Raw genomic sequence first — 25,115 nt, 5'->3', positions numbered from 1 at the left:
GGGATGACGGTGTAGAAGATGACCGAGACAGCATACCGCATTCAGGGCGCAACCGGCGAGTGGGAGGTCGTGATCGGCCTCGAAGTCCATGCGCAGGTGACTAGCCAGGCGAAGCTCTTTTCCGGCGCGGCGACGGCATTTGGTGCCGAACCGAACACGCAGGTGTCGCTGGTTGACGCAGCCATGCCCGGCATGCTGCCCGTGCCCAACCGCGAGTGCATCCGTCAGGCGGTGCGCACCGGCATGGCGATCAATGCAAAGATCAACAAATGGTCGCGCTTCGATCGCAAGAATTATTTCTACGCCGACTTGCCGCAGGGCTATCAGATCAGCCAGCTCTACCACCCGCTGGTCGGCGAAGGCGAAATTGAGATCAATCTCGATGAGAAGAACCCCGACGCCGCGACCAAGCGGATCGGGATCGAACGCATCCATGTCGAGCAGGATGCGGGTAAGCTGATGCACGACCAGCACCCGACGCGTTCCTATGTCGACCTCAACCGCTCGGGCGTCGCGCTGATGGAGATCGTGTCGAAGCCCGACATGCGATCACCCGCCGAAGCTGGCGCCTATTTGTCTAAGCTCCGCACGATCCTGCGCTATGTCGGCTCATGCGACGGCAATATGGATCAGGGTTCGATGCGTGCCGACGTGAACGTGTCGGTGCGTAAGCCGGGCCATGAGTTCGGCACGCGAACCGAAACGAAGAACGTCAACTCCGTCCGCTTCGTCATGGCAGTGGTGGAATATGAGGCCAGCCGTCAGGTCGATGTGCTGGAAGCAGGCGGCAAGGTCGTTCAGGAAACGCGCCTCTACGATCCGGACAAGAATGAAACGCGGTCCATGCGGTCCAAGGAAGATGCGCACGACTATCGCTACTTCCCCGATCCGGACCTTCTGCCGCTGGAACTGGAAGATTCCTTCCTGGAGGAATGCCGCCAGTCCTTGCCCGAACTGCCGGACGCCAAGCGCCGTCGGTATGAGGAGCAACTGGGCCTTTCGGCTTACAATGCCGCCACGCTGACCGCCGACGCCGACACGGCGCGCTGGTTCGAAGCGCTGCTGGCCGAAGCTGCGCGCATCCAGAAGAAGAGCGAGGGCGAGGTCGCCAAGGCTTCGGCCAACTGGCTGCTGTCCGAACTGTACGGCGCTCTCAACCGCCTCGGGAAGAGCCTTGAGGACAGTCCGGTCGGCCCCGAAGAGGGTGCGGAACTGCTCGCACTGGTCGCCGATGGCACGATCAGCGGCACCATCGCCAAGCAGGTGTTCGAGATCATGCTCGAAACCGGCGATCGCGCGCCGAAGATCGTTGAGGAAAAGGGGCTGAAGCAGACCAGCGACACGGGCGCGATCGAAGCTGCGGTGGCCAAGGTCCTTGCCGACAATGGCGACAAGGTTGAACAATATAGGGCGGGCAAGGAAGCCTTGTTCGGCTTCTTCGTCGGCCAGACGATGAAGGCCATGCAGGGCAAGGCCAATCCCCAGGTCGTCAATGACCTCGTCCGCAAGGCGCTTGCGTAAATCGAAGTCCGCTGTCTAAACCCCTGAATGGAAAGCGGAAGCGGGGGCGCTTCCGTCCACAGGGGGTACGACATGAAGCTACGCGGGCTGATCGCGGGACTTGCGCTGTTGGCGGCCTGCGCGCCGCTGAGTGTGCAGGCCGAAACGCTGACCAACGACATGGTCGTTTCACTTGTTCAGGCGGGGTTGGGCGATGACGCCGTGATCGCCAAGATCAGGGCGTCCGCCGGTCATTACGCTCTGTCGACCGACGATCTGATCGCCCTGAAAAAGCGCGGCGTGCCCGGCCCGGTCATTGCCGCCATGATCCAATCCGGCGCTGAAGGCGCGGTTTCGTCCAAGGCCGTTTTCTCCGCTGACTCGCCTGACCCACTGGTCCCGCATCCATCCGGCGTCTACTTGGCCACCGACGCGCGCATGGCGCGGATCGATCCCACGACGTCGAACCAGAGCAAGACTGGAGGCATATTGGGCTATGCCTTTACCGGCGGCATCGCTTCGCTCAGCATCAAGGCGGTCATCCCGAACATCACCGCGCGGGTGCGCACCGGCCGATCGCGCCCGACATTCTATTTCTACTTCGATGAGGCAACGCGCGGCCTTTCCCAATCCGGCGGCGGTTCATTGTGGCTGTCGGGTCCGGCAAGCGCCATCACCTCTCCCAATGAATTCAGCCTCATCCGGTTCGAGGTGAAGAAAGATCGTCGCGAAACACGCGTGGGCAGCATGAATCTGGCAGGCGCGAAGGCAGGGGTGATGGACAAGGACCGCATCCCCTTCGACTATGAACAGGTAACGCCCGGAGTGTTCAAGGTGACGCCGTCATCGGACCTGCCGACGGGCGAATATGGCTTCCTCTATTCGGTCAGCGCGGGCGCTGGCCCCGGCATGTGGGGCAACGGCACCGGCTCGGCACGGATTTTCGATTTCGCCGTCCACCCGTGAACAAATGGGACGCCGCCTGAGGAGCAAGCGGCGTCCCGTCCACAAGGCTGTCCCGGGGGGCAGGACGGCCTCATGGCAGGTCTGGCGGGCAAGGAGGGGCGCGCCCGCCAGCGTTCATTGGCATAACGTCACCATAGGATCTTTGCCGTAACCGCTGGCGTCAAAAAGCGAAGTCCATTTCAATCCTCAGCGTGCGTGGACGCATCGGCGTCACATAATCGCCGCGCAGATTGAATGGCGTGCCCAGCGAAAAGCGATTGCCTCGGCTGTCCAACAGATTGTTGAGCGACAGTGAGAGTTGCAGCGGCCCCCGCGAAACGCTCGCGCTCATCGCCGTATCGACATAATCGCCCTGGTCGCGCCCAAGGACAGGGCCAACGCCCAGCCGCGATTTGCCGACATATCTGGCGGATCCGTTCAGGTGCAGGGTCATGTCGCCGCTCAACCGGGCGCGATAATCGATCGCGATCCGGGCGCCGAGGCTGGCGACATTGGGCAAAGTCATTGACTTGTCTGCGGCCACCAGCGCTTGCACATAAGGCGCGGCCCTTTTGAGCCGACTGTCATTATAAATGAAACTGCCATCAATGCTCAGCGTCGGGAGCGGCCGCACAACGATGCGGCCCTCGACGGTGAAGATACGCCCGTCACCGATATTGGCCGTAGCTGGCAGACCGATCCTGTCGATCACATCCGCCTGAATATCGCGCCAGTCCGTATAGGCGAAATTCCCGCTGATCGCGACCAGATCGCCGCCGGAAACGCCCTTACGAAAGCCGAACTCCAGCGTCGATGCCCGATCATTGCTGAACCGCCTCACATGCTGGTCATCCACCGCCAGACCGCCCGGCCGAAACCCTTGCTGATAGCGGGCATAGAGCGTCAGGCCCGAAATTGCGTCGCTCAGCAGGGAAATGGACGGAAGGACGATCGTCTCATGGCGCTTGGCCTCCGCTTCTGCTCGCGCGATCTCGGCCCTCGCCAGCAGGGCGACCGGATCGACCGCCTCGCCTGACAGGCTGCTGTTCGTCAACCGACCGCCCAGAGTGGCGACCAGTCCGGCCACGGGTTCAAAGGACGTTTCGCCAAATATCGTCGCTTCCCGGATGCGATTGCGCACGCCCGTCGCGACTGCCGGAGTGCCGCTGCCGTATAGCGGGACGCCGGGAATGATTTCATCCTCCACGAAGCCGGGGCCGAAGGAAGCCAACGACCGGCTCAGCCGCGATATGCTTTCCAGATAGGAGAGGCCGACAATCCAGCCGAGACCATTTTCCCTGTCCCGCGTCAGGCGGTTCTCTGTCGAAAAGATGGAAACCCGATTATGCTGGGTGAAGAGCGCAGGCGGCGTGTAGGGCTGCGTCGCGTCATAGCTTTCGGTCAGACTGTTACGGACATAGCCGGTCGATGACACGAAGCGCAGGTCATCCCATTGCCTCTCGATACGCACATTGCCGAGCGCATAGTCGGAGGACGAGGGTTGCGCCAAACTGGACCTCCGGTCGAGGGGACCCGCCGTCCGATCCGCATATTGCGCATCATCCCCGTTGATCCGCTGGTACAGTCCCGTGAGGTCGATCACCCAATCCTCATTGGGCGCATAACGCAGGGCGGTGCGGCCACCATATATACCCGTTCGGTTGACGTCATTGCGTTGGCGCTGGAGGTCATCGATATAGCCGCCCTCCCGAACGCCGTAGCCGACAAGGCGCAGCGCCAGCCGTTCAGGGACGATCGGGACGTTCAACGTCGCGGAAACATCTCCACCGGGATCGCCATGATGGGTGAAGCTTAGTCCGGTGGACATCTGCCCGCCGATCTGCGCCAGATTGGGCGGATTGGGCACCAGACGGATGATCCCACCCAGCGACCCAGCGCCATACAGCGTGCCCTGCGGCCCTTCCAGCACTTCGACGCCCTGCATATCATAGAGGCGCAGGTCGGGATCGGGTGCCGCATAGTTGAGGCGCATGTCGCCCAGATATTGCCCGGTGGTCGCCTGCGTCGGACCAGCGATCGCAGAATCGGCGATGGCGCGCAGGAACAGCTTGTTACGGCCGGGACCTGCATGGGTGGAACTCAGGCTGGCGACACGGCTAAGCAGAGTTGCGGTGCCAGCCGCAGCTTCTGCGCTGGTGAGCGGGGCATAGTCCAGGGCTTCCACGATGCCGGGATAGCGCGGCAACGGGACGTCGCGCTTGGAGGCGGTGACGACGATCTCGGCGGGCGGTGGAGGCTCGGGAATTGCTGATCTGGCGCGAGCGACAACGGCAGGCGCGGGCATCACAGGCGCGCGGACGATGCGCCATGTGCTGGCGTTTATCCGCTCGGCACGAGCATTGGTCCCGCGCAGTAGTCGGCGCAGCGCGGTCTCAACCGACAAATGGCCCTTGATCGCAGGCGTGGCAAGCCCTGCGAGCGACTGGTCCGACATGCCGATGGAGGCGCCCGTCTGACGGCCAAGCGCAACGACAGCCTCGCCCAGCCGGGTTGGGGCGATGCTGATCATCTGCCTGTCCGCAGCGTTCGCCGGGGATGTGGCTGCAACGGCTAAGGCAGTGACGATAAGGACGTCAGCGGATCGAGCCATCCTTTTCCTTCAGCAGCCATCCGTCACCTTGCCGCACGGCCGAAAGACCCATTAGCGGGGCGGCGGCTGCGAAAAAGCGCGGCAGGTTCCGGTCCAGCCGGATAGTGCCCGTAAACCGCGTGCCGCTTGCCCCAGGCGTCGTATCCAGCTTCACTCCCAGCGATCGAGCGATGTCCGCGCTGATCTGCGCCACCGGCATATTGTCGTAACTTAGCCGCCCCTCGCGCCAGCTTGCCACGCCATCGGGCGCGATGGTCATAAGGTGGATGCCGGTTGGGTCCCTGGACAACCCTCGGCCTGCGGGCAGGGCAATGGCCTGTCCTTGGGGATCGAAGATGACCTTGCCCTCCGCAACGCCGATCCGTGTCGCATTGCCGCTATGGACGATGTTGAAGATGGTGCCCGCATCCTCGAACACGGCTTTGCCCACGGTTACCCGGAACGGATCACCGCTGTCATGGTGGACGGTAAAGGCCGCCTCGCCCCCATCGAGTGCGGCGAAGCGATCATTCTTGTGATCGAGGCGCAACGTCGATCCACCGTTCAAATCTATGCGCGTGCCGTCGTCCAGGACGATGTTGCGGACCTCACCCGGACGGGTGGTCACGGTATAGATGTCGCTCCTCGTCCAGTTGCCGATGGAGACGGCCGCCACGATTGCGGCGGCTATCGCGCCTCCCGCAATCCAGCGTCCGGGGCGCGATCTGGGTGTCCCCGGATCATTTGCGGCGGCACGCGTGGCTTCGGGGGCCGACATGATGGCATCGAGTTCGGCATCAGCCGACATCACCGCATCATAGGCGGCCGCATGCGCCGGATCAGCCTCCAGCCAGACGGTGAAGGCTTCCCATTCCACAAAATCGGGATCGCGCGTTCGGATGGTCCATCCGAGCGCCTCCTCGTGAAGCATGGCATTCGCCCCGGTCATATAGTGCCCCTTACCGGGCGAGACGGCGCCGCGCAGGTCATTCCGTATCCAGCTTCTGTTTGAGGACGGTCAACGCGCGATAGGCCTTCTGTAAATCCTTCTCCACGGTGGTCAGGCTGACCCCCAATTCCTCGGCGATCCCCCGCTGTCCGACGCCTTCGATCCGAAATCGACGAAACACCAGTTCGACCCGTGGCCCCAGCTCACGCAGCACCTCCTGCGCGTTCTCCACGATCTGCGCCAGGATCAGCCGCTCGTCCACGGCCATGTCCCCGCCCGGATCGGCCATGACGCCACCAGCGCTCTCCGCCCAATCCTGCTCCCGCTTACCCCGGCGCGTGCTGGAACGATAGCGGTCCAGCATCAGATTGTTGGCCGCGCGATACAGATAGGGCAGGGGGTCAGCGACCGGACCAACGTCCCTCGCTTCCAGCTTCATCCACATGTCCTGAAGCAGGTCTTCTGCATCATCCCCCGCGCCACGCGCGCGCAGGAAGCGCAGCAGCGCTGCGCGGTTCGCCAGAAATATCGCAGATAGGCCGCTGGCCATGCCGTTGTGGGTCCAGTGCAGGTGAGGCCGCCCGAAATAGATGGCTCCACAGGTCTTTGGCAATGGACAAGCGAATAGCCCCTGCCGGGATTGTTCTCAAAGCGCCACTGCTCTAGCGCAAATCGGGTGAGTGAGCGGAGGCAGGATGCAGGCGACCACGCAGGTTGACGTAGCGGCAGCGACAGCGACGGGCATGAACCCGAAGAAATTGGAGCTGCTCGCCACATCGCTGCACGAAAAATATGTAGCGACCGGCAAGCTGCCTCATTTGCGTCTGCTTGTCTCGCGCGATGAGCGCGTTTTGCTGTCGCATGTCAGTGGCGTCGCACGCGCCAGCCAGGAAGTGCTTGAGAAAGACTCGCTGTTCCGGATCGCGTCGATGACGAAGCCGGTCACATCGGTCGCTTTCATGATGCTGGTCGAACAGGGGTTGGTCGCGCTTGACGATCCCGTGACGAATGTCCTGCCGGAATTTGCCAGTCTCTCTGTGGGATTGGATCGGACGCCCTTAAAGCAGCCGATGCGAATGATCGATCTGCTTTGCCATACGTCTGGGCTGACCTACGGCCTCCAGCGGCAGACGGCGATCGACGCCGAATATCGTCGGCTCGGGCTTGACGAGTTTCAGCAAAAGCGCAGCTCTGACGAGTTCATCGCGGCATTGTCCCAACTGCCTCTGGAATTTTCTCCCGGTGAGCGCTGGAATTACTCGGTCGCGACCGACGTTCTGGGCGTGGTGGTCGAACGGCTGAGCGGCCTTGATCTGGACAGCTTCTTCACACATCGCATCTTCCGTCCACTCGGGATGACCGACACGTTTTTCGAGCTGCCCGACGACAAGATAGAGCGGATGACCGACGCGTGGCAGCTGCGTCCCGATGGCGACCTGTCGCTCTACGATCGTGGCGCACGTAGCGGTTGGCGGCGAAGTTTGAAGCTGCGCTCCGGCGGAGGCGGGCTCATATCGACTGTGGACGACTATCATCGCTTTGCGCGGATGCTGTTGCGCGGCGGTGAACTGGACGGGACGCGCTTGCTCAAACCGCAGACCGTTGCGGCCATGCACGCAAATCATCTTCCGGGCGGGGGTGATCTTGCCCGCCATTCCTTGTCCCTGTTCAGCGAAGCGGATTATGCGGGGGTAGGCTTCGGGCTGGGCCTAGCCACTGACCTTGCGACCGGAGAATATTTTTGGGGAGGCCTATTCTCCACCTTCTTCTTCATCGACCCCATGGAAAAGATCATCGGGTTGCTGATGACGCAGCATCTGCCGTCGAACAGCTATCCGATCCGCCGGGAACTGCGCGATGGCGTGCGGGCAGCAATTGCGACGCGCAAGGCCTGAGCAGATGAGACCCGCTTCATCTCGCATCCACGCAAACCGAAATTTGCGCCTTCATGCATTCCCGCTATGCTAGGCAGCGGGGGATGAAATGCGCAGAATGAGGCACGAGATTGACCGCCAAGGGTAAGCCGATGCTGAAGGATGTAGGTGATCGTCCGCAAACCTATTCCAGCCCCGCCATCATCGAACGGCGCAAGCGCATTCTGGACGAAACGCGAAAAGTAATCGCTGAACAGGGCATCGCCGCCTTCAGCATGAACGAGATCGGGCACCGCGCGGGCGTTGCCAAGCGAACACTCTATAATGCGTTCCAGACCCGAGAACGGATGATCGCGGCGGCGATCCAGGAATATTTCGACGAATATGTGAGCCATCTCTCCTATGTCAGTGAGCCTGGCACGATGGAGCATAATATCGAACGCATGATCTCCGTCCTTCAACGTAACGCGAAACTGCGGAATTACGTCAAGGCGGTCATGTCCCTCTATTTCAGCTCCGATGTCGATCACGACATCTGGACCGCCATCCACGCCCCCGCCGTCCATCATAATCGAAGCTGGATCGCAGCGCTTGAGGCGAAGAAGCAGCTTCAGCCATGGGTTGATGTCGATAAGCTTGTCGATGATCTGGTGCGGTTCGAATTCGCGACGATCAACGAATGGGCGCAGGGGCGCATCGCCGACGATGAAGTCATCGTCCGGCTCGTTAGCAGCTATCTGGGCTGCCTCTCAGGCGCGCTGAAGGGCAATGCCCGCAAGGATGTAGAGGCGCTTCTCAAGGACATCGCTGAACGCGGCGCGGATGCGATCCCTGTGCCCCATAGCGCAAAGGCGATCGCAGCTTAGACTTCTACTTCCGTTCTCGGAGACAGCAAAACCTTCCCCACGCTACTGGACCGTGGACCTGTGAGCCTTGCCCAAGGATGGGACGACAAAAAGATCAAATGGCGCTCAAAACCGCGCCGCGAATATTGGAGAGTATGTCTGATGCAAAATGAACAACTGGCGACGATCGCCGTGCTCGGTGGAACCGGCAAGGAAGGCGGCGGGCTCGCGCTGCGCTGGGCGCACAAGGGGCACAGGGTCATCATCGGCAGCCGCACGGCCGAACGAGCAATGGAAGCCGCCGCGCAGATGAACGAGGTGCTTGGCGGCAACCGCGTCACCGGCGCCCCTAATGCTGAGGCCGCCGCGCATGGTGAGATCGTTGTTTTAGCTGTCCCCTACGCCGCCCAACAGTCCACCGTGCAAGAGGTCGCAACGGCCCTGTCGGGCAAGATCCTCATCGACGTCACCGTACCCCTGATGCCGCCCAAGGTAAGCCGCGTACAGCTTCCCAATGGCGGATCGGCAGTGGAGGCTGTGCAGAAGATGCTGGGCGAGGGCGTTCGCGTCGTGTCCGCCTTCCAGAATATCAGCGCCCATCATCTCACTAAGCTGGACGAAGATGTGGAATGCGACGTTCTGGTTTGCGCTGACGACCCCGATGCCGCAGATCAGGTAGTGGCACTGGCGCAGGAAATCGGCCTGCGCGCCTGGAACGCCGGGCCTCTCTGCAACTCCGTCGTGGCGGAAGGCCTGACCTCCGTCCTCATCGCGCTCAACCGCAAATATAAAATACCGGGCTCCGGTATCCGGATTACAGGCGTTTAAAGAGAAAGCGCGGCTCGCCATGTCAAACCGACGATAGCGAAATATGGTGAGCCCTGCTGGATTCGAACCAGCGACCTACTGATTAAAAGTCAGTTGCTCTACCGACTGAGCTAAGGGCCCTCTCGTGCGAGGTCCGCACGCACTAGAGGCCGTTATGCGACTGGTCAACCTCTAGGAGGCAGCAAAACTTGTGCTTTTCGCAACCTTGCCCGCAGCTGCCGGATGGACAGGCGGGAAACCGGATCGCGCCAGCCCGGTGCGATCGCGCAAAGCGGTGACAGCACGAAATCGCGCGCCCGAAATGCGGGGTGCGGAATGTCCAGCGTCCTGCTCTCCCAGCGCCCGCCGGACCAGAGAATGATGTCGATATCGATGCTGCGCGCGCCCCAGCGGCGATGGCGGCGCCGACCAAGTCCCGCTTCAATCATCTTGATCGCGCTCAACATTGCCTTTGGTGGTAGATCGCTCTCGATCAACAAGGCGCTGTTCGCATATTCTCGCAGCGAAGGCCCGATCGGCGATGACGTCAATGTCGGCGCCATCGTAAGCACCCGGCCAACCCGCCGCAAGTCCGCCGCAGCTTCCTGCACCAATATCTTCGGCGTCCGCTTCCCCGACAGCGGCCGGTTCGACCCTAGTGCAAGCGCGTAAAGATGAAGAGTGCTTGTCTTGACCATCGCATTGCGCCTAACCGCTACGCATGACGCTGCAAAGCCCCATAGCTCATGCGGAAGCTCCGCTCGATTGCCCGCTCTGCCCGCGCCTCGTCGCTTTGCGTGAGGAGTGCCGGACCCAGCATCCAGACTGGTGGAACACTCCTGTGCCCGCCTTCGGCGATCCGCTCGGCCGCATCGTCGTCGTCGGCCTGGCTCCGGGCAAGCAGGGGGCCAATCGCACCGGCCGGGCGTTCACTGGCGATTTCGCTGGCGATCTTCTCTTCACGACGCTGCTGAATGTCGGTCTGGCCCAGGGCACCTATGAGGCACGGCCCGACGACCAGCTGATGCTGCACGACGCCATCATCCTCAACGCCGTGAAATGCCTCCCGCCGCAGAATAAGCCCGTGCCGCAGGAAGCACATAATTGCCGTATATTCCTGAAGTCCGCCGTGGAAGCGCTGCCCAACGCACGGATATTCATCGCGCTTGGCGAAATCGCGCATCAATCGGTCGTGAAGGTGCTGGGCGGCAAGCTTCCAAAGGCGCGCTTCGCCCATATGGCGGAACATCGCATGCCCAGCGGCAAGATCGTCATCGACAGCTATCACTGTTCCCAAAGAAACATAATGACCGGCCGCCTGACGAATGAGATGTTTGCAGCCGTATTCGAACGGGCAGTGACGCTGCTCTGACGCAGACCGCTCAGCTTATCAGATAGTCGAGATAAGCACCTTCCGGTGGCCCATCCATCGCGTCCATCATTGGCCCGAACAACCCCTTGTCCAGCATCGGCCCCGCCGCCTTGTGCGCTTCGACATCAGCCCAGCGCTCGATAAAAACGAAGCGGCGCTCATTCCCCAGGTCGCGCAGCATCTCAACACCCTCGCAACCGGGAAGCGGGCGGACGGCGACGGCAAGCGCGCGAAGGGCACTTTCCAGCGCCGCGTCCGATCCTTCCTTTGCGTGCATCACATAATGGCGTGCTACCGTCATGGCGTTATTCTCCCAATCAAATGTCTTGTGCGATCCGGGAATAAAGCTCCGGCCGCCGGTCACGGAAGAAGCCCATGCCTGCCCGATGCTTGCGCGCCTGGGCCAGATCGATCGTGGCGACCAGTGCGCCATTGTCCTTTGCGTCGGCTTCCGCTGCGAAATCGCCCCACTCATCGCTGATGAAGCTGTGGCCGTAGAATTTCTGGCCGTCCTCGTCGCCAATCCGGTTCGCCGCGATAACCGGCATGCAATTGCTGACGGCATGGCCGATCATGGCCCGGCGCCACATGCGGCTCGTGTCCAGATCTGCATCATAGGGTTCAGATCCGATCGCGGTCGGATAGAAGAGCAGTTCGGCCCCCATCAGTGCCATGACCCGCGCCGCTTCCGGATACCATTGGTCCCAGCAGATGCCGACGCCGATCGTGCCGTAGCGTGTCTCCCAAACCTTGAACCCGCTGTTGCCGGGGCGGAAATAATATTTTTCCTCATAACCCGGCCCGTCTGGAATGTGACTCTTGCGATAGACGCCCATGATCTCGCCTTCATCGTCGATCATCGCGAGAGAATTATAATGATGCTGGCCATCGCGTTCGAAAAAGCTGGTGGGAATATAGACGCGCTCCGCCTTCGCCACCTTGCGCATCTCGGCCACGGCGGGATGTTCGCCGATCGGCATGGCATTGGCGAACAGGGCCTCATCCTCGACCTTGCAGAAATAATGCCCTTCGAACAATTCGGGCGGCAGGACGATCTTCGCGCCCCGTGCCGCTGCCTTCACCACATGGTCCGACACCATGGCGACATTGTCATCCAGATCCTTTGAAAAGGCGAGCTGAAGGGCGGCAACGGTGACTTTGGTCATATCCTCGATGGTCCTAGAGGCGAATGCCCAATCGGGCGGTGATGGCGACGGTTGCGAGATAGAGAAGGATCGTCATTGCGCAACCGGCGATCAATGCTGGGGGAAAGGAAATCCCCCGCCTCAGCAGCGCGGGAATCAGCAGGAACATGGGCAGGGACGGCAGGACATAGTAAAAGGTCGCCTCCGCATGCCGCGCCATATTCTCCGCATCGGGCTTGTCATTCCACAGCCATATCATCCCCAGCACCGAAATCAGGGGCAGGGACGCGATCAACGCGCCGAGCGCCGGATAGCGCCGGGATACGACAGAAACGATGGCGATGATGACGCCCGACAGTAGCGCGCGTATCGCCACCATTCCGCTCATCACGCAGACGGCATCTGCTGGCTGCAACAATGGAAACTGCCGCCGCCCGACAGGATGGCGTCGCTGCGGAGTCCGATGATCTCCCGACCGGGAAAGAACGGCTTTATCGCGTCCAGCGCCGCCTGATCATTGGGCTGGCCATAGACGGGCACGATGACGGCAGCGTTGCCGATATAGAAATTCATGTAACTGGCGGGGATCACTTCGCCATCCACCAGCACGCGGCCGGGGGAGGGGATGGACGCCACCTCGACCCCGAACGCCTTGGCGCGGGCGCGCGCATCGGCATAGATGACGGCGTTCGGATCATCATCCGTGCTTGCTTCGGGCAATGCCAGCACTCCCGGAGCGACAAAGCGCGCCAGATTATCCACATGGCCGTCCGTATGGTCGTTCAGCAACCCGTCGCCCAGCCACAGCATGTCGGACAGCCCCAGCGATCCTGCCAGCAGCGTCTCGATCTTGCCGCGATCCAGGTCGGGGTTGCGGTTGGGATTGAGCAGGCATTGCTCGGTCGTCACGAACAGGCCAGTGCCATCCGTATCGACGGCGCCACCTTCGAATATCCAATGCTGCGAGGATGTGGGCAATCCGGTGGTCGCCGCCAAACGCGCCCCAATATCCTCATCGCCCGGCATCCGATATTTGCCGCCCCACCCATTGAAGCCGAAATCGACCAGAGCCCGCTCGCTTCCGCGCATCACGGCGATCGGCGCCGTGTCCCGCAGCCATACGTCGCCCAGCTTCTGGACGACGATCGTCACATCCGGTCCAGCCAGCGATCGCGCCACTTCCGCGTCGCCCTCATTGGCGCAGACCAGCCGCACTTCTTCACCCCTGCCATCGGCATGAAGCGCCCTGGCAAAGGCAGCTATCTGCAACCGCGCATCTTTAAATGCGCCTGGCCATTCCTCCGGACAAGTCGGAAAGCCGATCCAGGTCCATTCATGCGGCGCCCATTCGGCAGGCATATGGAATGTCATCGGCTTTCTCCTGCTGAGATGGCGTTGTCCCCTGCGCTCTACAGGATTGCGGTCAGTGTGACAGCGCCAAATTCAACGGCGTCAGCCCATTATCTGCGCCGCCCACTGGTCGAGCAACTTGAATCCAAGGGCTACCTCGAAACTCAATCCCGCATATGTATCCTGACACCAACGGACCATGGCATCCCGTTTGCCCAGTCCTTCCACGATGACCTGCACCTTCATGTTTTCCCGAAGCTGGCCTGCCTCGTCGAGGACCTTGATCCCGAACAGCGAAATGTCCTGCATCGTACAGGAATGCGTACCGGTGATAGCGGATACGGTAATAGGCATGATGATGTTCAGCCGAACTGCTTCCCGCTCGCTGCGACCTTGCCTCTGTTCCGCGATGATGGTCGAAATGGCGATATGCTCTTCGAACAGCAAAGACACATGGTCGCCCATGTTCATGCCGACGACGGCCGAAACGGAAAAACCGTTTCGCAGCCCCAGTGTGACGCTTTCGCCCGCCATCATCGGCAGGCTGGTGCGCACAAGTGCTTCACGCGGTGACAGCGAATGGACGACGCACAGGCATTCCTTGTGCGCCGTCACCAACTTGCCGACATGCAAGATTGTGACTGACTTATTGACTTCCACGACCCATCCCCATTTTTTTATCGTTACGTGTCCGATTCTTCGGACCCTTTGGTCATAGGGATCAAGTTTCCGTAAGGGAAACAATTAACTGGCTAACTTTGCTGGATGATGGGGCGGCGCGCGCAGATTGATGTTCTGCGTCGGATCGAATGCAAAATAGCGCGTCGGACGCGCTTAATGATGTTGATTGCCGGCCCGACTTTTGTCCCGGATAGTACGGAATTCGTCGCCTGCCACCCAGTTTGGCCACTCGGTCGTGTTCGCCAGTGCCCTGCCGACCTCGTAATAAAGTTTGAGGTCAGCCTTCACGCCGCTCCAGTCCCATTTTGGATCATATTCGTCCTTTGGGCTGTGGTAACGATGTTCCTCGTAATCCTTCGCTGCTGCGGCTCCCGCTTCAGTCCCGCCCTTCGCCAGATTCTGCCCGCCTTCGAAATAGAGCATGGGCACACCATGTTTGGCGAAACTGAAATGGTCGGATCGATAATAGAAGCCTTTTTCCGGGGTGGGCTCCAGGCTGGCTACACGCTTCTGCGCGGCCAGGGCACGATCCAGATAGGCGTCCAACTGCGATTTGCCCTTGCCGATCACCACAATGTTTTTCGCCAGCCCCGCCATGCTGAGCGCGTCCATGTTGACGCCGCCCACCGTCTGCTTCAGCGGAAAGACAGGGTGGTTTCCATAATAGGCTGATCCCAGAAGCCCGGACTCCTCGGCTGTCACCGCCAGGAACACCTGACTACGCGCGCTCGGCCCCGCTTTCACATTCGCCTCCGCCAGCGCAACCAGCGCTGCCGTCCCGGTCGCATTGTCGATGGCGCCGTTGCAGATGTCGTCGCCATCGGGCGCGGCTTCGCAACGACCCAGATGGTCCCAATGCGCCGCATAGAGCACATATTCATCAGGCCGGACCTTGCCCGGCAGCAGGGCCACGAGATTCTTGGACATGTGCTTGCGGATGGCATTGTCAAAGGAGACACTCGCCTTGATGCCCTTCAGCGGCACCGCCTTGAACCCGCGCTTCTTCGCCGCCGCACTCAACATGTCCAGGTTAAGGCCCGCGCTCGCCATCAGCGCCGCAGCCTTGTCCTTCTGCATCCAGCCGATAGCCGCCGATTGCTTCGCATTGCCGTCCGCGCTGTCCGCGACATGCTGTGCCCCTGTCCAGCTCGATTGAACGACGTTCCAGCCATAGGCGGCGGGCATAGTGTCATGGACGATGATCGCGGCCGCCGCGCCCTGACGCGCGGCCTCTTCGAACTTGTAGGTCCAACGGCCATAATAGGTCATAGCGCGCCCCTTGAACGGGCCACTTAAGGTAGGGCTTTGATAATCCGGATCGTTGACCAGAATGATGACCGTCTTGCCTCGGACATCCACCCCGGCATAGTCGTTCCACTTCTTTTCAGGCGCCTTGATGCCATAGCCGACGAAGACAACCGGGCTATCCTTGACCTCGATATGCGTTTGAGCCGTGCGGTATGTGGCGATCACCATCTGCGATCCATAATCGGCCGACACGGGCGCCTTGCCGCCATTGAAACGCAGCGGCGAAACATTCTTCGCCGCGATCTCTACCAGCGGGACATCCTGAAACCAGCTGCCCTTGTTGCCCGGCTTCAGCCCGATCGCCTCAAACCGCCGCACCAAATAGGAAAGCGTCTTCTCCTCACCCGCAGTCCCCGGCGCCCGCCCCTCATAAGCATCCGATGAAATTTCTTTCACCACCTCCTTCATGGTTTCGATCGACGGACTTATGTCCGACGGCGCAGCCGCCGCGGCACTGCCAGCAACCAAGGCCATCAGCGAAATTGAAATAAACGGACGCATCGCAACAGCCTTGAAAACGGAAGGGCGCAGCATTTCTGCCAGCAGCCCTCACACGGTACAAGGCTTGTCGAACAAACAAAAAAGGCGGCCCCGAAGGACCGCCTTTCCGTAAATCATGACCTGACTGATCAGCGCGAATAGAATTCGACGACCAGATTCGGTTCCATCTTCACCGGGTAAGGCACTTCGTCCAGCGTCGGGACGCGGACATAGGTGACCTTGGCGGCACCATCGGGCGACACATAGTCAGGGATGTCGCGCTCGGGCAGGCTCTGTGCTTCCAGAACCAGCGCCATTTCCTGCGCCTTCTTGCCCAGGGTGATTTCGTCGCCCGGCTTAACCAGACGGCTTGCGATGTTGCACTTCACGCCGTTCACATAGACGTGACCGTGCGAAACCAACTGACGCGCCGACCAGATGGTGGGCGTGAACTTGGCGCGATAAACTACTGCGTCCAGGCGGCGCTCCAGCAAACCGATCAGGTTCTGGCCGGTGTCGCCCTTCATGCGGGCGGCTTCGGTGTAGTTCTTCTTGAACTGCTTTTCGGTGATGTCGCCGTAATAGCCCTTCAGCTTCTGCTTCGCCTTCAGCTGGATGCCATAGTCGGACATCTTGCCCTTGCGGCGCTGACCGTGCTGACCGGGACCATATTCACGCTTGTTGACCGGGCTTTTCGGGCGACCCCAGATGTTCTCGCCCATGCGACGGTCGAGTTTGTACTTCGCGCTGGAACGCTTCGACATGATAATTCCTTACAATCGCTAACAACGTTTGCTCACCCTCCTGATCCGAAAACCGGTTCCCACTTTTCGGGGAGGGTGAAATTTATTCCCGGTACTCGCCTGCTTGCCATAAAGGGGCAGGGCCGCCGCTTCACCGGGGTGCGGGGCCAATCACGAAGGCGCGCCTATGAAGAAGGCAAAGTGGCATGTCAACCCTCGACAGCCGCCCTCGGCGCGCCTAGTCAGCGTCGCCATGGACCCCGAAAACTACACCAGCATGGCGCAAGTCCGGACCGGCGTGGATGAAATCGACCGTCAGCTCGTTGCGCTGCTCGCTCGACGCTTCGCCCACATGCGCGCGGCCGCCCGTATCAAGCCGGAAAGAAGCGCCGTGCGCGACGAAGCGCGTAAGGCGGAGGTCATCGACAATGTTCGCGCTGAAGCTGCTCGTCTAGGCGTCCCCGATGACATTCTTGCCGCTTTGTGGGACCAGTTGGTTGAAGCTTCGATCGCCTATGAAATGAAGGAATTCGATCGCCTCAAAGCCTAGCGCGATCGCGGATTGTTCAGGGCGGAAAGTACGCCGCGCAGCGTCCGCACCTCCAAATGGTTCCAGCCGGGCTTCGTCAGCAGGTTCCGCAACGTCCGCTTGGTCGCGGGTGCCCGATCGGGCGGGAAGAAATAGCCCGCGCCTTCCAGCAAAGTTTCGAACTGGTTTATCATCCCTTCCAGTTCCACCTGTGGCGCCGGTTCGCCAAGGTCAACGACCGTCGGCTGTTCCAACTGGGCCTGTTTCGACCATTCATAGGCGCACAAGATGACTGCCTGCGCCAGGTTCAATGATCCGAATTCAGGATTAATCGGCACAGTCAGGATCTTGCGCGCGAGCGCTACATCCTCCGTTTCAAGCCCTGACCGCTCCGGCCCGAAAACATAGGCCGCCCTTCCTATAGTCTCGTGAATTTCGCGCGCCGCTTCTTCCGGCGTCACCACCGGCTTGGTCACGCCCCGCTTGCGCACCGTGGTCGCATAAACGTGCGAGCAATCCGCGACGGCGTCGGCAAGGCTTTCAAAAACCTCCGCCTTGTCGAGCACGACATCGGCTCCCGCCGCCGACGGGCCAGCATCAGGGTTGGGCCACCCATCGCGCGGGCTAACCAGTCGCATTTCGGTAAGCCCGAAGTTCAGCATGGCCCGCGCGGCCTTGCCGATATTCTCGCCGAGTTGCGGGCGCACGAGGACGATGACGGGGCGGGGGGCTGAAAGCTCTGACATTATCCCGTTTGCTCTGAAAAGTGGCCGAGCTTATCGCAACTCGGTATCGAAGGTTCTTTGCGAAGTGGCGAATGGGGGAGTTGGTGTAGCCGCCCTCACTCACTCCCAACCTCTTTCACTGAACCCGCGAAATCCTCGAAATCCTGAGCATCGGTGAAGTCCTTATACACGCTGGCGAAGCGAATATAGGCGACGCTGTCGAGCCGTTTGAGGCCTTCCATCACCATCTCGCCGATCGCGCGCGCAGGCACTTCGCCGTCGCCGCTGGTTTCCAGCTGCCGCTGAATACCGGATATGAGCTTTTCCAGCCTGCTCGGATCGATTTGTCGCTTGCGACAGGCGATATCGATGGAGCGCGCCAGCTTGTCGCGGTCGAACGCTTCCTTACGTCCCTCGCTTTTCACCACCCAGATGTCGCGCAACTGGATGCGCTCGAACGTGGTGAAGCGCGCGCCACAGGCTTCGCACTGCCGTCTGCGGCGAATGGCGGCGCCATCTTCGGTGGGGCGGCTGTCCTTTACCTGACTGTCGTCGTGAGCACAGAAGGGGCAACGCATTCAGTAATAAGCTCCGTTCGTTCGGATGAGTCGAGACACGAGATGGCACAGCCGCCGCGCCTCGACCACCCCTGACAGAACGAAGCGATCAGCCTTCGTAGATTGGGAAGCGGGCACAGAGGGCTGACACGCGTTCCCGGACACTGGCTTCGACCGCCGCGTCGCCATGCTCGCCCTTGTCGCGCAGACCTTCCAGGACATCGGCGATCATGTCGCCAATCGCCTCGAACTCAGCCACGCCAAAGCCGCGTGTCGTACCGGCGGGCGAACCCACGCGGATGCCGCTGGTCTTGGTCGGGGGCAGGGGGTCGCCCGGGACGCCATTCTTGTTGCAGGTGATGAAGCTGCGCTCCAGCGCCTCGTCGGCATCCTTGCCCGAAATGCCGTAGGGACGCAGGTCGATCAGCGCCAGATGCGTGTCCGTACCGCCCGAAACGACGGCAAGACCGCGCTGCTCCAGCTTGCCCGCCAGCGCCTTGGCATTGGTCACGATCGCCTGGGCATAGGTCTTGAACTCAGGCCGCAGTGCCTCGCCGAATGCCACTGCTTTTGCAGCGATGACATGCATCAGCGGGCCGCCCTGAAGGCCGGGGAAGACCGCCGAATTGATCTTCTTCGCAATGGCTTCGTCATTGGTCAGGATCATACCGCCGCGTGGACCGCGAAGGGTCTTGTGCGTGGTCGTCGTCACCACGTCAGCGAAACCGAAGGGCGTCGGATGCGCGCCACCGGCGACGAGCCCTGCGAAGTGCGCCATATCGACCATTAGCAGCGCGCCGACCTTGTCCGCGATCGCACGGAACCGAGCGAAGTCGAGGTGACGCGGATAAGCCGATCCGCCCGCGATGATGAGCGTTGGCTTGGCTTCGATCGCCTGCGCTTCCAGAGCGTCATAGTCGATGACGTGCGTATCCTCGCGCACGCCATATTGCACGGCATTGTACCACTTGCCCGACAGTGCGGGCTTGGCGCCATGCGTCAGATGGCCGCCAGCGTCGAGCGACAGGCCCATGATCGTATCGCCCGGCTTGGTCAGCGCGAGCATCACCGCGCCGTTCGCCTGAGCGCCCGAATGGGGCTGCACATTGACGAAGCCGCAGTTGAAGATCTGCTTGGCCCGGTCGATCGCCAACTGCTCAACTTCATCCGAAGGCGCGCAGCCCTGATAATAGCGCTTGCCCGGATAGCCTTCGGCATATTTGTTGGTGAAGACACTGCCCTGAGCCTCCATCACCGCTTTCGACACGATATTTTCCGAAGCGATCAGCTCGATCTGGTTCTGCTCGCGCTTCAGTTCCTTGGTGACGCCCGCGAAGACCGCGGGATCGGCATCGGCCAGATTGCGCGTGAAATAGCCTTCCGCGCGGATATCGGAGAGGTCGGGCTGGGCGAGGGGTGCGGTGCTCATAGGGCTGGCTCCTTAAAGCGCGGGCTGAGAGAGTTTTTCGACACGGCCACTATGGCGGCCACCACCGAATTCGGTGGAAAGAAAGGCGGTGACGCAGGCCTTTGCCATGTCCACGCCAGTCAAGCGGGCACCCAGGGCAAGGACGTTTGCGTCATTATGTTCGCGGGATAGCGCTGCCGATAATGGTTCCGACACCAGCGCACAGCGGCACGCAGGATTGCGGTTTACCGCGATGGATATGCCGATGCCAGAACCGCACAACGCTATACCTCGTTCTGCAACGCCTGACGCGATGGCGACGGCAAGCTTGTAGCCAAAATCGGGGTAATCGACGCGGTCGGCTGTCGCTGGGCCGAGGTCATTCACCTCATGACCTTCATCACGCAGCCAATCGGCGAGTTCGGCCTTCAGATCAACGGCGGCATGATCGGAAGCTAGGGCGATTTTCACGGCGAAATTGTCCTGTCACGCAAAAGGTGATTCGTGTCCCGCGCCTCTTAGGGGCAGAGGCTGCCAATTGCCACAGTCCAGCTGGCCGCTTATGGCCTGTTTCATGGCATCGACAATATTATCCATTCTCATGCTCGCGGGACTGTTTCTCACGGGCGGCGGCATCTACGCGATCGTGAAGAAGGGCGATCGCAAGCGTGGCGTCCTGATGATCATAGCCGGACTGGTCATGTTCGCCAATGTAGCGATTTCCGCTATCCCCGGCCCCGATGTACCGATGCTGGAACGCCATCGCGACTGATCAGGCGCGCAGCGCCATAGCCGCCAGAAGATCGGTTTGGGTCACCATCCCACGCAGCCGTCCCGCACCATCCACGACGATGGCTTCATGCGTCAGTCCACTCGTCAGCGGACGCAGCAATTGCGAAACCGGCGTATGTTCCGACACGAGCAGCGGCTCCGACGCAATGTCGCGGGCCGTCTCACCTTCCCGCGAAAGGTCGAGTGGACCGACCAGGCCTTGAACCCGCCCAGCGTCATCCAGCACCGGCAGCGACAATAGACGCCGGGCATGCAGCAGGTCGGCCGCTTCGGCCACGGATTGGCCTTCGTAAATGGACAGGATGTCGCGCGACATGATCTCGCCGCACGTCAGCGTGGCATGGCTGCGTTCAGCGGCGCGGACCTCCGCATCATGGAGCACGACCTGCAAGTCGGCGGCGTTGACGTCCAGAACATCGCCATAGGCCTGCAACGCTTCCTCCACATCCTGTTCGGAGGGCGGCGTTCGTAGCAAGGGCGCCGGATCGCTCGTCCCATGTGCGCTCGGAGCTTTGGGCGCGACATGAGGATAGCTGTGCCCCGCGATCCGGTGAAAGATGATCGCCACCGTCACCAGCAGCGCAGTGTTCAGCCCCACCGGGATAAAAGCGAACATATAGCTCGGCGCACCATTGGCCGCGCCCAACACGACCGAAAGCGCAACCGCGCCGCCCGGTGGATGGAGGCAGCGCAGCAGGGACATCCCCCCAATGGCGCAACCCACCGCCAAAGCAGCAGCTATCGTAGGATCAGGGATAATTCGCGCGACTGTAATCCCGACCAGCGCCGATACGACATTGCCGCCGAAAACGGACCATGGCTGTGCAAGCGGACTTGCCGGCACGGCGAACAACAGCACCGCCGAAGCGCCCATCGGAGCAACCAGCAACGGATGCGCTATGCCGTTCCCAAGCATCAGGCCGCAAAGCAATCCTGTGATTGCGATACCGCCAATTGCGCCGCTCGCCGCTTTCAATCGGTCGAAGAAGCCCGGCCCGGGCGGCGCAGGTATGAAGGCGCTGTAATAGCGGCTCCATATCAGGCGAACGTCGTTGTTCTTCTCGTCACTCATGGCCCGCCGCCGCTAGTCGCGGCGACCGCGCAGGCCAAGATATATTTTCTTGATAGCTGATTTGGCTGGAAACGTGCCGCAGCCGAAACAAAGAAGGGCCGCATCGCACGCGGCCCCCCTTCATAATCAGTGAAGCGTGTCAGCGGATCGGCGAGTCAGGCGACAGGCGCATGTCCAGATAATTGTCGACCGACTTCATCAACTGATCCAGCTCATGTTCGAAAAAGTGGTTCGCGCCACGGATTTCGTCATGATGGATGGTGATGCCCTTCTGCGTGCGCAGCTTATCGACCAGCTTCTGCACCGCGTTGGCGGTCACGACCTCATCCGCCGTTCCCTGCACGATAATTCCTGAAGCAGGGCAGGGGGCAAGGAAGGAGAAGTCATACATGTTCGCGGGCGGCGCGACCGAGATGAAACCGCGTATTTCCGGACGGCGCATCAGCAGCTGCATGCCGATCCATGCCCCAAAGGAGAAACCGGCGATCCAGGTGGTCTGCGCCTCCGGGTGGAAGCTCTGGATCCAATCCAACGCCGCGGCGGCATCGCTCAGCTCGCCGATGCCATTGTCGAACGTGCCCTGGCTGCGGCCTACGCCCCGGAAGTTGAAACGCAGCACCGCAAAGCCCCGCTTCACGAACGTCTTGTAGAGCGCCTGCGTAATGCGGTCGTTCATCGTGCCGCCGCCCTGCGGATGGGGATGCAGGATCATCGCGACCGGTGCGCGGGGACGGGGCGGGGGGCTGAAACGGCCTTCGAGACGGCCTTCGGGTCCGGGGAAAATAACGTCGGGCATGGCACCTGTTATGGTTCTGGCCGCCACCCGGAGAAAGGAGGCCGGCGGTTGGATGCGGGCGCGCAAAAGCCAGTGCTGGCGTTGCGCGGCAGACCGCCTATATAGAAGCCACCGCCATTTCCGCAATCAATGAGTAACATCGCCTCGTGGCCCTTGATCGCCTTTATCTGGACCACGCCGCGACAACCCCCATGCTGCCGCAGGCGAAAGCTGCCATGCGGGAGGCAATGGACCTATGGGCAAACCCATCCAGCCCGCATGCGGAAGGACGCGCGGCCCGTGCTGCGCTGGAGGATGCCAGGGCGCGGATCGCTGCTGCCTTGGGATGGAAGGGACATGTCCTGTTCACCTCGGGCGCGAGCGAGGCGATCGTCATTGGCCTGACGCGAGCAAAGGCCGCCCATATTTTCACATCTCCAGTAGAACATGATTCGGTTCTCCGCGTGACGCCCGAGGTCGAACGGCTGAAAGTCACCGCAGAAGGCGCTGTGGCGCTCGCTTCAACTGCATTTGGCCCCGAAACGCTCATCGCCATCCAGCATGTGAATAATGAAACCGGCGTCATCCAGCCGCTCGACACATTGGATCGTCAAGGATCGATCCTCTTTGCCGACTGCGCCCAGAGCGCGGGCAAACTCCCCCTGCCTGACGCGGACATGATCGCGATCAGTGCCCATAAATTCGGAGGGCCGCCCGGTGTAGGCGCTCTTCTCGTCCGGGATTTGGGGCTACTGCAACCCAGCGGTGGTCAGGAGCAGGGCTATCGGCCCGGCACTGAAAACCTCCCCGGCGTTCTCGCTATGGCGGCTGCTCTGGATCGCCTGGACTGGCTGCCAGTGGCTGCGCGGCTCCGGGAGCGTCTGGACCAAGCCATCGAGGAAAGGGGCGGTGAAATCGTCGCGCGCGCGGCGCCGCGCAGCCCTGCGATTGCCAGCTACCGCATGCCCGGTGTTTCGGCCCGCGCCCAGCTCATTCAGTTCGACCTTGCCGGAATTTCCGTTTCGGCGGGTAGCGCTTGCTCATCCGGTTCGCTCAAGACCAGCCACGTTCTCCACGCCATGGGCTGGGACGAGGCTGCGGCTGGTGAAGTCATACGGGTCAGCTTCGGTCCATCGACCAGCGATGCCGACATCGATCGCTTCCTGGACCAATGGACAAGGATGGCGAGCAGGCGGCCATGACCATCTATCTGGACTATCAGGCCACGACGCCGCTCGCGCCAGAGGCCTTTGACGCCATGGTCCCACTTCTCCGCGACCAGTTCGCCAACCCCCACAGTGCCCACCGATTGGGGCGAGCCGCTGCGGCGCAGGTCGAGCTGGCGCGCGAAGAGGTCATCAGGCTCTTGCCCCACGGAGGCCGACTGATCTTCACATCAGGCGCGACCGAAGCGCTGAACCTCGCCATTCTCGGGGCGCCCGCTGGCGACATAGTGACGCTGGCGACCGAGCATGCGGCCGTTCTTGATACGGTGTCCGCACTCGGAACCAGGGGGCGACGTGTCACAATCCTGCCAGTCGGCAGCGACGGCCTCGTCGATCTGGACGCAGCGGAAGCCGCGATCAAACCCGGCGTGGGGCTTGTCGCTGCCATGCTCGTGAACAATGAGATCGGCGTCATCCAGCCCGTGGACAAACTCGCCGCCCTTGCTCACCGCGCAGGCGCGCTGTTCCTCTGCGATGCGGTGCAAGGCTATGGCCGCGTCCCTATCCCCGACAGCTGTGACATGATCGCCATAAGCGCCCACAAGATCCATGGGCCAAAGGGCGTGGGTGCCCTCTGGATACGGGACGAGGTGAAGTTGGAACCCGTCATGTATGGCGGCGGGCAAGAGGCGGGCCTGCGATCAGGCACGCTATCGCCTGCCTTGTGCGCCGGTTTCGGCGTCGCCGCCCGGCTGATGCGGGAGCGGGCAGAACAGGACCACGCGCATGTAGAGGCGCTATGGCAACAGGCGCGTGAGTTGTTCGACACATGGACCCTCAACGGCGGCGTGGACGCGCGCTATAGCGGCAATCTCAATCTTCGTCGTGACGGGATCAATGGCGCCCGGCTGTTGTCGGAATGCCGTGAAGTCGCATTTTCGCTGGGAAGTGCTTGCGCGAGTGGCTCCGGGCGGCCAAGCCATGTGCTGCGCGCCATCGGATTGTCGGAACGAGAGGCGCGCGGATCGGTGCGGATCGGCTTTGGCCGCTACACGACACCGGCCGAACTGGAGAGCGCCGCAAAGATAATAAACGACGCGGCAGCCGTACAAGCGGCGCCGTAGCCAAGGGAGTCGCAATCATGATCAGGGTCACGTTCGTCAGCGCGGATGGCGAAAATCGTCAGGAGGTCGATGCCGCCGCAGGCTCGGTGCTTTTGGAGGTAGCTCAGGCGGCAGGTCAGCCGCTGGAGGGAACGTGCGAGGGGCAGATGGCTTGTTCCACTTGCCATGTGATTGTTGAATCAGAGGATTTTTCCAAACTGCCGCCCGCCAGCGAGGCGGAGGAGGATATGCTGGACCTCGCCGCAGCAGCCACGCGAACCAGCCGCCTGTCATGCCAGATCATATTGGAAGAGAAGCTCGACGGCCTCACCGTCCGCATCCCCGGCGAATCCTACAATATGCAGGGCATGTAGTTCATGCGCCTTTGCATCGGTGTCG

Annotated in this window: 27 protein-coding genes, 1 tRNA gene and 1 pseudogene; 11 read left to right on the top strand and 18 right to left on the bottom strand. The window is 61.4% G+C overall.

Annotated elements, in window-relative coordinates:
• The first annotated feature begins 18 nt into the window (after nt 1–18).
• A complete protein-coding gene (gene gatB / locus ACZ5YV_RS05115; RefSeq protein WP_464788856.1) occupies nt 19–1,521 on the top strand; it encodes an Asp-tRNA(Asn)/Glu-tRNA(Gln) amidotransferase subunit GatB in 1,503 nt (500 codons plus the stop codon).
• Nucleotides 1,522–1,593: 72 nt separating this feature from the next.
• Nucleotides 1,594–2,466: a hypothetical protein gene (locus ACZ5YV_RS05110; protein ID WP_464788855.1), complete on the top strand. Its 873-nt coding sequence runs from the start codon at nt 1,594–1,596 to the stop codon at nt 2,464–2,466.
• Nucleotides 2,467–2,626: 160 nt separating this feature from the next.
• Here ACZ5YV_RS05110 and ACZ5YV_RS05105 read toward each other — a convergent pair whose 3' ends face one another.
• Genes ACZ5YV_RS05105 through ACZ5YV_RS05095 form a run of 3 tightly spaced genes read right to left on the bottom strand, consistent with a single transcriptional unit; the run spans nt 2,627 to nt 6,534 of the window.
• A complete protein-coding gene (locus ACZ5YV_RS05105; protein ID WP_464788854.1) occupies nt 2,627–5,056 on the bottom strand; it encodes a TonB-dependent receptor in 2,430 nt (809 codons plus the stop codon).
• Nucleotides 5,040–5,966 carry a FecR family protein gene (locus ACZ5YV_RS05100; protein ID WP_464789152.1) on the bottom strand — a complete coding sequence of 309 codons (927 nt, stop codon included), beginning with the start codon at nt 5,964–5,966 and terminating at the stop codon, nt 5,040–5,042. Before ACZ5YV_RS05100 ends, ACZ5YV_RS05105 begins: the two co-directional genes overlap by 17 nt.
• A gap of 55 nt (nt 5,967–6,021) precedes the next feature.
• Nucleotides 6,022–6,534, bottom strand: a complete 513-nt coding sequence (locus ACZ5YV_RS05095; RefSeq protein WP_464788853.1) for an RNA polymerase sigma factor — start codon at nt 6,532–6,534, stop codon at nt 6,022–6,024.
• Between the two features lie 145 nt (nt 6,535–6,679).
• Here ACZ5YV_RS05095 and ACZ5YV_RS05090 point away from each other — a divergent pair, with 145 nt between their 5' ends.
• From ACZ5YV_RS05090 to npdG, 3 genes are all read left to right on the top strand, one after another.
• Nucleotides 6,680–7,879, top strand: a complete 1,200-nt coding sequence (locus ACZ5YV_RS05090) for a serine hydrolase domain-containing protein (protein ID WP_464788852.1) — start codon at nt 6,680–6,682, stop codon at nt 7,877–7,879.
• Nucleotides 7,880–7,989: 110 nt separating this feature from the next.
• Nucleotides 7,990–8,724, top strand: a complete 735-nt coding sequence (locus ACZ5YV_RS05085) for a TetR/AcrR family transcriptional regulator (protein WP_464788851.1) — start codon at nt 7,990–7,992, stop codon at nt 8,722–8,724.
• Nucleotides 8,725–8,865: 141 nt separating this feature from the next.
• Complete coding sequence (gene npdG, locus ACZ5YV_RS05080; RefSeq protein WP_464788850.1) at nt 8,866–9,531, top strand: NADPH-dependent F420 reductase; 666 nt, start codon at nt 8,866–8,868, stop codon at nt 9,529–9,531.
• 44 nt (nt 9,532–9,575) lie between these two features.
• On the opposite strand, the gene ACZ5YV_RS05075 is transcribed toward npdG, so the two are convergent.
• Both ACZ5YV_RS05075 and folK read right to left on the bottom strand, forming a co-directional pair.
• Nucleotides 9,576–9,651 (bottom strand) — tRNA-Lys (locus ACZ5YV_RS05075).
• Between the two features lie 44 nt (nt 9,652–9,695).
• On the bottom strand, nt 9,696–10,208 hold the full coding sequence (gene folK / locus ACZ5YV_RS05070; protein ID WP_464788849.1) for a 2-amino-4-hydroxy-6-hydroxymethyldihydropteridine diphosphokinase: 513 nt from the start codon (nt 10,206–10,208) through the stop codon (nt 9,696–9,698).
• Between the two features lie 23 nt (nt 10,209–10,231).
• Between folK and ACZ5YV_RS05065 the strand changes: the two genes are divergently transcribed.
• Nucleotides 10,232–10,882 carry a uracil-DNA glycosylase gene (locus tag ACZ5YV_RS05065; RefSeq protein ID WP_464788848.1) on the top strand — a complete coding sequence of 217 codons (651 nt, stop codon included), beginning with the start codon at nt 10,232–10,234 and terminating at the stop codon, nt 10,880–10,882.
• 10 nt (nt 10,883–10,892) lie between these two features.
• Here the strand turns inward: ACZ5YV_RS05065 and ACZ5YV_RS05060 are convergent, their stop codons facing one another.
• The 7 genes from ACZ5YV_RS05060 to rpsD form a co-directional block, all read right to left on the bottom strand.
• Nucleotides 10,893–11,183, bottom strand: a complete 291-nt coding sequence (locus tag ACZ5YV_RS05060; protein ID WP_464788847.1) for a putative quinol monooxygenase — start codon at nt 11,181–11,183, stop codon at nt 10,893–10,895.
• 16 nt (nt 11,184–11,199) lie between these two features.
• On the bottom strand, nt 11,200–12,048 hold the full coding sequence (gene aguB, locus ACZ5YV_RS05055; protein ID WP_464788846.1) for an N-carbamoylputrescine amidase: 849 nt from the start codon (nt 12,046–12,048) through the stop codon (nt 11,200–11,202).
• 13 nt (nt 12,049–12,061) lie between these two features.
• A complete protein-coding gene (locus tag ACZ5YV_RS05050; protein WP_464788845.1) occupies nt 12,062–12,415 on the bottom strand; it encodes a DUF3147 family protein in 354 nt (117 codons plus the stop codon).
• Entirely contained in the window at nt 12,415–13,398 is a 984-nt protein-coding gene (locus tag ACZ5YV_RS05045) for an agmatine deiminase family protein (protein ID WP_464788844.1), read from the bottom strand. The genes ACZ5YV_RS05050 and ACZ5YV_RS05045 overlap by 1 nt, the downstream gene beginning before the upstream one ends.
• Before the next feature lie 81 nt (nt 13,399–13,479).
• Nucleotides 13,480–14,037, bottom strand: a complete 558-nt coding sequence (locus ACZ5YV_RS05040; RefSeq protein WP_464788843.1) for a PilZ domain-containing protein — start codon at nt 14,035–14,037, stop codon at nt 13,480–13,482.
• Between the two features lie 174 nt (nt 14,038–14,211).
• A complete protein-coding gene (locus ACZ5YV_RS05035; protein ID WP_464788842.1) occupies nt 14,212–15,840 on the bottom strand; it encodes a M28 family peptidase in 1,629 nt (542 codons plus the stop codon).
• Nucleotides 15,841–15,995: 155 nt separating this feature from the next.
• Nucleotides 15,996–16,610: a 30S ribosomal protein S4 gene (rpsD, locus tag ACZ5YV_RS05030; protein ID WP_097091626.1), complete on the bottom strand. Its 615-nt coding sequence runs from the start codon at nt 16,608–16,610 to the stop codon at nt 15,996–15,998.
• 232 nt (nt 16,611–16,842) lie between these two features.
• Here rpsD and ACZ5YV_RS05025 point away from each other — a divergent pair, with 232 nt between their 5' ends.
• A complete protein-coding gene (locus ACZ5YV_RS05025; RefSeq protein WP_464789151.1) occupies nt 16,843–17,139 on the top strand; it encodes a chorismate mutase in 297 nt (98 codons plus the stop codon).
• Here ACZ5YV_RS05025 and ACZ5YV_RS05020 read toward each other — a convergent pair.
• The 4 genes and pseudogenes from ACZ5YV_RS05020 to rpiB form a co-directional block, all read right to left on the bottom strand.
• Nucleotides 17,136–17,927, bottom strand: a pseudogene (locus ACZ5YV_RS05020) (RNA methyltransferase); the annotation flags it as partial. The gene ACZ5YV_RS05025 and the pseudogene ACZ5YV_RS05020 sit on opposite strands and share 4 nt — an antisense overlap.
• 32 nt (nt 17,928–17,959) lie before the next feature.
• Nucleotides 17,960–18,421 carry a transcriptional regulator NrdR gene (nrdR, locus tag ACZ5YV_RS05015; RefSeq protein WP_196226215.1) on the bottom strand — a complete coding sequence of 154 codons (462 nt, stop codon included), beginning with the start codon at nt 18,419–18,421 and terminating at the stop codon, nt 17,960–17,962.
• Between the two features lie 88 nt (nt 18,422–18,509).
• Nucleotides 18,510–19,829 carry a serine hydroxymethyltransferase gene (gene glyA / locus ACZ5YV_RS05010; protein WP_464788841.1) on the bottom strand — a complete coding sequence of 440 codons (1,320 nt, stop codon included), beginning with the start codon at nt 19,827–19,829 and terminating at the stop codon, nt 18,510–18,512.
• A 12-nt stretch (nt 19,830–19,841) separates the two neighbouring features.
• Nucleotides 19,842–20,279, bottom strand: coding sequence for a ribose 5-phosphate isomerase B (gene rpiB / locus ACZ5YV_RS05005; RefSeq protein WP_464788840.1), 438 nt, complete (start codon nt 20,277–20,279; stop codon nt 19,842–19,844).
• A 103-nt stretch (nt 20,280–20,382) separates the two neighbouring features.
• On the opposite strand from rpiB, the gene ACZ5YV_RS05000 reads away from it, so the two are divergent.
• Nucleotides 20,383–20,580, top strand: a complete 198-nt coding sequence (locus ACZ5YV_RS05000; protein WP_460988024.1) for a hypothetical protein — start codon at nt 20,383–20,385, stop codon at nt 20,578–20,580.
• Here the strand turns inward: ACZ5YV_RS05000 and ACZ5YV_RS04995 are convergent, their stop codons facing one another.
• Nucleotides 20,581–21,672, bottom strand: a complete 1,092-nt coding sequence (locus tag ACZ5YV_RS04995) for an HPP family protein (protein ID WP_464788839.1) — start codon at nt 21,670–21,672, stop codon at nt 20,581–20,583. It abuts the gene before it with no gap.
• Between the two features lie 139 nt (nt 21,673–21,811).
• The gene (locus ACZ5YV_RS04990) at nt 21,812–22,468 is read right to left on the bottom strand and encodes an alpha/beta hydrolase (RefSeq protein WP_464788838.1); all 657 of its coding nucleotides are present in this window, start codon (nt 22,466–22,468) and stop codon (nt 21,812–21,814) included.
• A 146-nt stretch (nt 22,469–22,614) separates the two neighbouring features.
• On the opposite strand from ACZ5YV_RS04990, the gene ACZ5YV_RS04985 reads away from it, so the two are divergent.
• From ACZ5YV_RS04985 to ACZ5YV_RS04975, 3 genes are read left to right on the top strand one after another with little or no spacing between them, the layout of a single operon-like run.
• The gene (locus ACZ5YV_RS04985) at nt 22,615–23,649 is read left to right on the top strand and encodes a cysteine desulfurase family protein (RefSeq protein WP_464788837.1); all 1,035 of its coding nucleotides are present in this window, start codon (nt 22,615–22,617) and stop codon (nt 23,647–23,649) included.
• Complete coding sequence (locus tag ACZ5YV_RS04980) at nt 23,646–24,737, top strand: cysteine desulfurase family protein (protein ID WP_464789150.1); 1,092 nt, start codon at nt 23,646–23,648, stop codon at nt 24,735–24,737. The genes ACZ5YV_RS04985 and ACZ5YV_RS04980 overlap by 4 nt, the downstream gene beginning before the upstream one ends.
• Before the next feature lie 17 nt (nt 24,738–24,754).
• Complete coding sequence (locus tag ACZ5YV_RS04975) at nt 24,755–25,090, top strand: 2Fe-2S iron-sulfur cluster-binding protein (RefSeq protein ID WP_196226209.1); 336 nt, start codon at nt 24,755–24,757, stop codon at nt 25,088–25,090.
• Nucleotides 25,091–25,115 lie beyond the last annotated feature (25 nt).

It is taken from the genome of Sphingobium sp. TomTYG46 (assembly GCF_055396345.1).
The sequence above is the reverse complement of the archived record's forward strand: the minus strand, read 5'-3'. Positions and strand labels throughout refer to the sequence as shown.